Source organism: Streptomyces sp. bgisy159, from assembly GCF_965341775.1.
In the GTDB taxonomy this organism is placed as follows: domain Bacteria; phylum Actinomycetota; class Actinomycetes; order Streptomycetales; family Streptomycetaceae; genus Streptomyces.
Genome location: NZ_CBDQZH010000128.1, coordinates 1 through 818 on the forward strand (window position 1 = coordinate 1; position 818 = coordinate 818).

Sequence of the window (818 nt, forward strand, 5' to 3'; positions counted from 1 at the left end):
CGCTCCGATCATTACCTGAAGATGGGCGACGTGGACGGCCTTCCCGGCCCCACCGACGCCTGGATCACCCTCGCCGGCCTCGCCCGCGAGACCAAGCGCATCCGCCTCGGCACCCTGATGACGGCGGCCACGTTCCGGCTCCCTGGTGTACTCGCCGTCCAGGTCGCCCAGGTCGACCAGATGTCCGGCGGCCGGGTCGAACTCGGCCTGGGCGCAGGCTGGTTCGAGGAGGAACACACCGCGTACGGAATCCCGTTCCCGAAGGAGAAGTTCGGCCGGCTGGAGGAGCAGCTGGAGATCGTCACCGGACTGTGGGGCACTCCCGCCGGCGAGACCTACGACTTCCACGGCACCTACTACGACCTCACCGACTCGCCCGCGCTGCCCAAGCCCGCCCAGGCGAAGATCCCGGTGCTGATCGGCGGCCTCGGTGCCCGGCGCACCCCGCGGCTCGCCGGACGGTACGCCGACGAGTTCAACGTGCCGTTCGCCTCCGTCGAGGACAGCGAGCGGATGTTCGCCCGGGTCCGGGCCGCCGCCGAGGAGGCCGGCCGCCGGGGCGACGACCTGATCTGCTCCAACGCCCTCGTGGTCTGCGTCGGCAAGGACGACCGGGAGGTGGCCCGCCGCGCCGCCGCCATCGGCCGCGAGGCCGACGAGCTGAAGGCCAACGGCCTGGCCGGCACACCGGCCGAGGTCGTCGACAAGATCGGCCGCTATGCCGCGACCGGCTCGCGCCGCATCTACCTCCAGCTCCTCGACCTCTCCGACCTGGACCACCTGGAGCTCATCGCGTCCCAGGTGCAGGCGCAGTTGTC

The 818-nt window shown here is 71.5% G+C and carries 1 protein-coding gene; it reads left to right on the forward strand.

Annotated features, from left to right (window positions below; all coding sequences use genetic code 11):
* Positions 1–818, forward strand: an 818-nt coding sequence (locus ACSLTV_RS36120) for a TIGR03560 family F420-dependent LLM class oxidoreductase (RefSeq protein ID WP_435613735.1), incomplete at both ends; no start/stop codon positions are given.